Origin of the sequence: Streptomyces corynorhini (assembly GCF_003346515.1) — a bacterium.
Lineage (GTDB): Bacteria > Actinomycetota > Actinomycetes > Streptomycetales > Streptomycetaceae > Streptomyces > Streptomyces corynorhini.
The window spans coordinates 1-8,080 of sequence record NZ_QQNA01000172.1; the positions used below are offsets into that span (position 1 = coordinate 1).

The window sequence follows — 8,080 nt, forward strand, 5'->3', positions numbered from 1 at the left end:
GTGGAAGCTCGGCTGGCTCGACCGGCGCCAGGTGCGCTGCGTGGCGCCGACCGGTACGAGCCTGCTCACCCTGGAGCCGATCTCCGCCCCGCGCTCCGTCGGCGGCAGTACGGGGACGCGGCTCGCGGTCGTCAGGACCGGCAAGGACTCGGTGCTGGCCATCGAGGCGCGCGCCGCCGTCGGCAACGACGCCAACACCTGTACCGAGGGCGTGCTGATCTACCGGGTACGGGGCTCGACCGCCTCGGGCGGCGGACCGGTGGAGGTGGTGGACACCCACCCGGGCAGCGAAGCCTGCTGGGACCGGTCGGTCTACCCGCAGCTGGCGAACGCGCCGCTCGGCGTCGGCGAGACCTTCACCGTCCCGGGGGAGCGGACCCGGGTGCAGGTGGAGGACCGGACGGCCACGGGCGCCTGGACGGTCAAGGTCACCCCGGGCGTCTGAGGCGCGGAGCCGGGGAGGCCAGGGGTAAACGGCCAGGGGGCACGGCAGGGAACGCGCCGCCGGGAACGCGCCGGGAACAGGGCAGGCCAAGGGCAGACGAAGGGCAGACGAAGGAAGCCCCTCACTCGCGTGAGGGGCTTCCTTCTGTCGGTGCGCCGCCAGGGACTCGAACCCCGGACCCGCTGATTAAGAGTCAGCTGCTCTAACCAACTGAGCTAGCGGCGCCTGCTGACGTCGTAGACCTTAGCACCCGGATCGGCGGTAGGAAAAATCGATGTCCGCGGGCCGCTCGCGGAGCTGTTTCAGGTGGTCAGGGCGGTGCGCGTGGGGGTGTGCGGCAGGGAGCGGGCGGCCCGTACGCAGGCCCACAGCAGCACCTCGGGACCCGGCAGCCACGGCTGGAGGGTGTCCGGAGCGACCACCCAGCGCGGACCCGCCGCGGGGCCCGGGACCAGCGGCGGTACGGTCACGGCGTCGCCCGCGCCGTGGCAGAGCAGCGGCGGCGGCGCGGTCTCCCGCCCGCCGGGGCCACCGGCTCCCGCGCCGCCGCCCCACTCCTCCCAGGAGAGCAGCGACGGCAGCCGCTGCGCGGTGCCCGGCGCGGCGAACAGCAGCGTACGGCCCCGGTACTCGGCCACCGGTCCGGAACCGGGCCCGTCGGACCACAGCCGGTCCAGCATGCGGCGGCCGAACATCGAGGGGGCGTTCACCACGTCGAACACGGAACCGCAGGGCAGCACGTTCGGCGTGGTCGGTCCGGCGTCCCACAGGGACAGGGTGGAGCGGGGGTACGGCCCGGCGGAGGCGAGCCAGCGCGCGCCGGCCGGGGTGACGTACGCGGTCTGATGGCGGCTCTCGTCCTGGAGGAGGCCGAAGATGTCGGAGCGGCGCTCAGCGTGCAACGCGCCGGAACTCGGGGTGGGGTCGTTTCGTCGCCATGCGCTCATGACCCCAGATCTACCGGGAGTAACGACCCTGTTCCCGAGAGTTCGCGAAAACCGGGACAGGTGACACAAGGAGGCGTAACCTCCATCCCGGCATATGCCACACGCGTGGCCTGGGGCTACGGAAGCCCCGCCAGCCCCTCGCCGCTCAGCAGTTCCCGGCCGAATTCGACCATCTTCTTGGCATAGTCCTCGGTCCACTCCGCCCGCCGCGCGATATCGGCGGTCGTCAGCCGGTCGAAGCGGCGCGGATCCGCGAGCTGCGCGGCGGCGACGGCCTGGAACTCGACCGCCCGGTCCGTGGCCGCGCGGAACGCGAGGGTCAGCTCGGTCGCTCTGGCCAGCAGCTCGGCCGGATCCTCCAGGGACTCCAGATCGAAGAAGTGCTCGGGGTCGGCGACCGCCTCCGAGGGCTCGAAGAGCAGCGGCGCGGGTCGCAGCCGCCGCTCGCTCCGCTCGGCATCCGCCATGTGGTTCCTCCTGCTCGTGCGTGTACCGGCCCCATGGGCCACCATCCATTGTCCAACCGCGCGCAAGTGGGCCTCGGAGGCAGCGGCTGTGCTCCGGGTGTCCGGACTCGGCCTGGAGGCTGTCTGTGTCTCCGGCGCGGTCAACCTGGACGACCGGCCGAAGCTGGGCCGCTGGATGAAAGACCCGCTCTGGCACGAGTGGGACGCGGTCATGGTCACGTCGCTGGACCGGATCACCCGGGATCAGCACCACTGGGACAGGTTCGCGGAGCGCTGCCACAAGGGCAGCAAGGAAATCGTCTGTCTCGATGACCCGAGCCTGGACATCCACACGCCCACCGGCCGGATGATCGCTTACATCAAGGCGACCCAGGCTCAGGAGTACCGCGAAGCCATCGTGAGGAAGCGTCGGAACCAGACGCAGTACTACCGGGACGCAAGCCTGTGGGGCGGGGGGACGTGGCCCTTCGGCTACCGCCCTGTCCTGGTGGATCACCACGGAAAGCAGCGGTTCAAGCTCGTCATCGACCCCTTGACAGGCCCCCATATCCGGGAAGCGTACGAACGGATTGCGGAGCAGGGATGGTCCATGGGGCAGCTCTGCACTGACTGGAACTCTCGTCCCCGGCACGTCGCGGATTGCGTCGACCAAGGCAGCGAGACGCCGCAGTGCCACTGCCCGCGCGGGGTTCTGACATCCCAGGACTACCAGCGGAGCATCAACGCCGAAGCGAAGAAGGTGGGCGTCAAGACGCACATCAAGGGGACCAAGTGGAGCACGTCCACCCTCGGCAAGATGCTGAAGAAGCCCACGCTCAAGGGCGTGGCCATGCACAAGGGTGAGCCGCTGCTCAGGGACGGACTGCCCGTCCGATGGGCTGACCCGATCCTGACGGACGACGAGTTCGACAAGCTCCAGATCGCCGTCGCCGACCTGGGCAAGTACAGGGCGGGGATCAAGTCGAATGCGTCCCCCATGGCGGGAGTCTTGTACTGCCCCTGCGGCATGAAGATGTACGAGAACAGCTCTCTGGTGACGCTGCGGACAGGGGAGACCAAGAAGCACAAGTACTTCCGCTGTGCCTCTTGGTCCAACGGTGAGGCGTGCCAGTTCTCCACATCGCGGCCACAGGAAGAGATCTACCGAGCCGTAGAGGACTCGTTCCTCTCCAAGCTGGGAGACCACTACATAACTGAGCGCTCGTACGTCCCCGGTAAGGACAACAGGGGTCAGATCAAGGAGCTGGAGGCGGCCATGGAGAACCTTTCCCAGGCCATTGCTCAAGCCTCTTCCGCTGCTGCCGTCACAGCGCTCACGACGACTCTGGAGCGCCACGCGGACAACCTGGAGACTCTCAAGGAGGAGCCCTTCGTCCCCGGCCGCTGGGAGGAGACGAGCACCGGCCAGACGTATCGCGCAAAGTGGCAGCAGATGGCCGAATGGAAGGAACGCGGTTCCTTCCTCCGCAAGGCTGGCTTCCGGATCTTTCTCGTGGGCAGCCCCAAGACCGGGCTTTCTGTCGGTCTCATTACCCCGAAGGATCTTCAGGAGCGGGCGAGCGATGCTCTGCAAGGAACCTGGGCGTCCAGTGACGGTGAAGAGTACGAGCGCGGTGCCTACGCGGCTTTCTGCAACATGCTTGATGAGCTGGTCCAGCAAATGACTGACTTGGAGGAACTGAAGCAGGAGACGTACAGGGATGACTTCGACCCGGAGTCGTAGCCATTCCGCCTGACCCCTCCCAGGACCCCGGGCTTGTTCCGGGGTCCTTCCCTTTGTTTACTGTAGGAAGTGTGAATGACTGATACTCCGTGGTCGCGTCGCCTGGTTGCTGCGACTCACGATGTGAGGGTTCCCGCGTTGTGCAGGGGAACCTCACCCCGCGTGATCACGCTCTCCGAGGATGCCCAGCCGCTGTGGCGGATCGTCCGCCGGTACGCCCGCATCCTTCTCACTCCGCGGTGACACTTCTGGTGACTCTGTGCCGCTGCCGGCCAGCACGGACAGCGTCCAGAAGCGGAACACTTCCCGTTACGCAGAGGCGCAGCCGACCAGCGCGGAGCGTGAGCGGCACTGCGCCACGGTCGTACAGATGGACGCTTACCGCCCGGCACCGGAACCGGCGAAGCGGTCGGTTGCTCCCGTTTCCGATCCGGCCGACAACCCGTTCCGCGCTCTGCTCTGACCGCTCGAATCAAACCAAAGAACGCCCCCGCCATTTGGTGGGGGCGTTCCTTTGCTTGCTCAACGGCGGAGGTCCCGGGACTCTTCCAGGGTCCGAAGTGCCGCTATGAGAACCGGGCGGTGACCGGGGCATGGGCGTTCCTGGGGCAGTGCACACACTTGCCAGCACGACATGCAGCGGATCACGCCGACGTGCTCAGGGTCGGGTTCCGCGCTTCCGCCGCACCGTGGGCACTGTTCCATGACGACTCCCTTACGCGGCTACGTCGAACTCCCCGAGCCTGGCACCGCTCAGGAAGTCGGTCCACTCCTCGGCCGTGAACTCGACCGTCCGACCGGTCACAGTACTGCGGACCGCCACCTTGCCAGGAATGTTGGTCGCGACCTCCACACACCGGGGGTCGTTGTTGTTGTACTGGCACGCGCTCGACGTGCGGAACTCGAATTCGGGAACTGTGGCCATCGTGCGTATCCCTTCGCCATGCGTGCGGGGAAGCGGTCCCCGTGCCGTTGTGCAACCCGCCCCGGCCGCTCGACCTGTCCAGGGTTTTCCACCACCGGGGCGGGGGCGTGCGCCGCCCCTGCCGGGATTTCCGAACGGGTACGGGGTCCCAATTCGGTTACGTCCGGCAGGGACGGAGACGTGGGTTCTCACCATCTGATCGGTTCCAACGTGCCGCCCGCACAGGCAGGGCAGGGCACCTTGTAAGTGCGGCGGCAGGTCCGACACCCCTCGAACCCGAAACAGTCGGGACACCAGATCGAACGGTGCCCAGTGCACACCCCGCAATAGGTCGCGGGCACGGGAAGCGTCGCTGTTGCCTTCGGCAGGGCCTTCCGGGCCTGGCACGTCCTGGCTGGTCTCGTCACGGTCGCAGGGGTCACAGCCCACCTCTACGACTCCGCCTGTTGGCCTCGGCGACCCTGGTGCACAGGGGTTCGGATAGCGGTTCGGCCGGTGGCTCATAGTCGGGGCACTTCGGGCTGCCGCACTCGCACTTGGGCCATCGCAGAGCAGAACCCGGTGCAAGGTCGGCGCCTTCCGCGCCAGAGTCAGACTTCTGCACCAGGAGTACACCGCCGACGCCGAGCACCCCGGAGAGACGAGAGCGGAAGCTCAGGAGATCTTGTTGCAGGGGTGGAAGCCGAGCACCGAGACTCAGGCGGAGTGCGAGGCGAGCAGCCCCGCGAACGGCTCGGTACCCGACAGCGAAGCCATCGTCAGGATTCCGGCCCGGATGATCCCGATGATCAGGGAGGCGTGTGATGCCGTCGAGCGTGCCCAGCTTCGCTGAGCTGCTTGGTCAGTGCGAGCGGTCCGCCGTTCACCTGGAATTGCGTGACTCCTACGCCCCGACGGACCGGTTCGAGGCATGGAAGCGGGGCGAGCGGATCAATTGGGAGGACCGCGAATCCTGGTGGCACCCCTACGACCAGTTGATCACGGACACCGTGGCCCGGGACGTGGCGATCCGCCGGGCCCGGGTGGTCTCCGAGCCTGTATCGGACTACATCCGTTGGGAGCACCACGTCACCCGCGCCAACGTCACGGCGGGCGAGGAAGTGCGGTGGTTGCCACGACGACGGGCCACGAGTATCCCCTTGCCGGGGAATGACTTCTGGCTGTTCGATGGTGCGCTACTCCGGGTGCACCACTTCTCAGGTGACGGCGTGGTGGTGGAGGACGAGATCACGGCAGACCCGGAAGCCGTGAAGCTGTGCTCCGCCGCCTTCGAAGCGGTCTGGGAGCGAGCGATCCCGCACCACCTGTACGAGATCTGACGAAAGCCAGCCCCATGCCCCTGCACCCCTCCTCACGCGTTCAGAAGGCCCGCGAAGGGCTGGCCGGTCGTCTGCGCGAGATCCGGAAGGACGCGGGGATCAGCGGGCGGGAGCTGGCCGTCAGGTGCGGTTGGTCAGAGTCGAAGTCGTCCCGTATCGAGAATGCCAAGACCCCTCCCTCCGACGCGGATATCAAAGCGTGGTGCCGGGCCTGCACCGCTGACGACCAGGCCCCCGACCTGATCGCTGCCAACAGGCAGTCCGCAGACGCTCATGTGCAGTGGAGGCGACTCCAGCGAAGCGGTCTCCGCCGTTTGCAGGAGTCGACTGGGGATCTCTACCAAGAAACAAAGATATTCAGGGTCTACGTCTCCGACGTGATCCCCGGATTCCTCCAGACACCCGGATACGCCGCTGCCCTGCTGTCATCGATCGCAGACTTCCGGGGGACCCCGGACGACGTGAGCGATGCTGTGGCGGCCCGCATGAGGCGTAACGAGGTGCTGAGCAATGGCGTACGCCGGTTCTCGTTCGTACTGGAGGAGTCGGTGTTGCGGTACCGGCTGTGCAGCGCCGAGACGATGGCGGCACAGCTTGGTCACCTGCTCGGGGTTATGGATCTCCAGAACGTTGCCGTAGGGCTCATTCCGTTCTCAGCTCAACGAGCCGTGTGGCCAATGCCCACCTTCACGATCTTCGACGACACCAGGGCGCACGCGGACACCCTGGACGCTGCCGCCACCCTCACGCAGCCCAGCCAGGTTGAGCTGTACAGCCGGGCCTTTGAACGGCTGTCACAGGAAGCCGTGAGGGGAGCGGCTGCACGTTCTCTCATAGCGGGTGCGTTGGCGTCCCTGGACTGACTGCCTGCGCGTCATCGCAGCTCAGGGACGCCAGGACACACGGTGCTCCAGGAAGTGAAGGTATGTGGTAAACATTGCGTCCCAGCCGTCCGGGAACTTCACCGTCACTCCCAGCTGCACCGGTTCCGTCGAGGGGTGTTCGTCGAGCAGCTCCGCCACGCCCGCCCGGCACACCACGACGCAGGCGTGGCGGTGGCGGGAGGCGAGGACGCACAGGCGGCCCGTCTCCAGGTGGAAGGCCGTCGCGTCCGGGCGGCCCGACAGGGGGTGCAGGACCACCGTCACGTCGAACTCCCGGCCCTGGAGCCGGTTCGCCGTGTCCACGGCCACCCCGGTCACCCCCAGGTCGGCCAGTGCCGCGCGGACCGCCGCCGCCTGGTCGCGGTGGGCCGTGCCGACCGCGACCCGGTCCGCCGTCACCGGTACCGGGTCCGGCGCCCGCTCGCTGGTGGCCGCCCCGCCCCGGTCCAGTAGGCGGCGTACCACCAGCGCCACCGCCCGTACCGCCTCCGGGTCCGTCCGGGGCGTGAGTCGGGCCGGCAGCTCCAGCAGCCCCCACCCCGACTCGGCCGCCTCGTCCAGCACCCGGTCGGGGCCCGAGCCGTCCGACGCCACCCCGAAGGTGAGCCGCCGGTCGCCGGGGCCGGTGCCGCTGCGGAACGGGGTGTACGGGTAGAACGCGTCCGACACCAGCGGCGCCGCCGACGCGGGCAGCCGCCACGACACCGGCAGCCGGTGCTGCGGCAGCTCGGGGTTGTGCGCGAGCAGCGTGGAGACCGCGCTCGCGGAGGGGTCGTACGACAGCCCCGCCCACTGCTCCGCCCCCACCACGCTGAACGGGTCCAGCTGGCCCGGGTCCCCGACGAACAGCGCGCGCTCGAAGAGACCGGCGACGGCGAGCAGCGCGTCCGAACGCATCTGGTACGCCTCGTCGACGATCGCGTGCCGCCAGGGCTCGACCCCTTGTACGTGCGCCCACTTCGCGGCCGTCGACACGACGATGTCCAGGCCCGCGAGATCGGCGGCCTTCGCGGACTTGCGTACGGCGGGCAGCTCGTCCAGCGCCTTGTCGTACGGGTCCGGGTCGTTGCTGTGCAGTCGGCCGACCGGCAGGTCCTGGTCCTTCTCGGCCAGCCGTACGACGAGATCGTCCACCTGCGCGTTGGTCTGCGCGACCACCATCAGCGGGCGCCCCGCCGCCGCCAGCTCCAGCGCCGCCCGCACCACCAGGGTCGACTTGCCCGCTCCCGGGGGCGAGTCGACGACCACGCCCCGGTGCGGGCTGTGGAGCGTGTCGCGGAGGATCGCGTCGGTGGCGCGGGTGGCGGCGACGGCGGGATCCGCGGCGGCGGAGGCGTGGGTGGAGGTGGAGGTGGAGGTGTGGGCGGGGG

The 8,080-nt window shown here is 68.4% G+C and carries 7 protein-coding genes, 1 tRNA gene and 2 pseudogenes; 5 read left to right on the plus strand and 5 right to left on the minus strand.

Translation table 11 applies throughout. From position 1 onward, the window contains the following. Positions 1-445: pseudogene (locus tag DVH02_RS21350) on the plus strand (M6 family metalloprotease domain-containing protein); the annotation flags it as partial. A 151-nt stretch (positions 446-596) separates the two neighbouring features. Here DVH02_RS21350 and DVH02_RS21355 read toward each other — a convergent pair. The 3 genes and pseudogenes from DVH02_RS21355 to DVH02_RS21365 form a co-directional block, all read right to left on the minus strand. Next, positions 597-670 (minus strand) — tRNA-Lys (locus DVH02_RS21355). Then, positions 661-1,392 (minus strand): annotated as a pseudogene (locus DVH02_RS21360) (hypothetical protein). The gene DVH02_RS21355 and the pseudogene DVH02_RS21360 overlap by 10 nt, the downstream one beginning before the upstream one ends. Before the next feature lie 116 nt (positions 1,393-1,508). Then, positions 1,509-1,859: a hypothetical protein gene (locus DVH02_RS21365; RefSeq protein ID WP_114625436.1), complete on the minus strand. Its 351-nt coding sequence runs from the start codon at positions 1,857-1,859 to the stop codon at positions 1,509-1,511. An 88-nt stretch (positions 1,860-1,947) separates the two neighbouring features. Between DVH02_RS21365 and DVH02_RS21370 the strand changes: the two genes are divergently transcribed. Beyond that, on the plus strand, positions 1,948-3,582 hold the full coding sequence (locus DVH02_RS21370) for a recombinase family protein (protein WP_158575925.1): 1,635 nt from the start codon (positions 1,948-1,950) through the stop codon (positions 3,580-3,582). 715 nt (positions 3,583-4,297) lie between these two features. Here the strand turns inward: DVH02_RS21370 and DVH02_RS21380 are convergent. After that, a complete protein-coding gene (locus DVH02_RS21380; RefSeq protein WP_114625439.1) occupies positions 4,298-4,507 on the minus strand; it encodes a DUF397 domain-containing protein in 210 nt (69 codons plus the stop codon). Between the two features lie 598 nt (positions 4,508-5,105). Between DVH02_RS21380 and DVH02_RS36310 the strand changes: the two genes are divergently transcribed. The 3 genes from DVH02_RS36310 to DVH02_RS21395 are packed head-to-tail and all read left to right on the plus strand — an operon-like array spanning position 5,106 to position 6,689. Then, on the plus strand, positions 5,106-5,339 hold the full coding sequence (locus tag DVH02_RS36310; protein ID WP_407697659.1) for a hypothetical protein: 234 nt from the start codon (positions 5,106-5,108) through the stop codon (positions 5,337-5,339). Beyond that, on the plus strand, positions 5,311-5,826 hold the full coding sequence (locus tag DVH02_RS21390; RefSeq protein ID WP_114625440.1) for a DUF6879 family protein: 516 nt from the start codon (positions 5,311-5,313) through the stop codon (positions 5,824-5,826). The genes DVH02_RS36310 and DVH02_RS21390 overlap by 29 nt, the downstream gene beginning before the upstream one ends. Positions 5,827-5,840: 14 nt before the next feature. Continuing rightward, a complete protein-coding gene (locus DVH02_RS21395; protein WP_114625441.1) occupies positions 5,841-6,689 on the plus strand; it encodes a helix-turn-helix domain-containing protein in 849 nt (282 codons plus the stop codon). Positions 6,690-6,710: 21 nt separating this feature from the next. Here DVH02_RS21395 and DVH02_RS21400 read toward each other — a convergent pair whose 3' ends face one another. Continuing rightward, the gene (locus DVH02_RS21400) at positions 6,711-7,994 is read right to left on the minus strand and encodes an AAA family ATPase (RefSeq protein WP_114625442.1); all 1,284 of its coding nucleotides are present in this window, start codon (positions 7,992-7,994) and stop codon (positions 6,711-6,713) included. Positions 7,995-8,080: the final 86 nt, after the last annotated feature.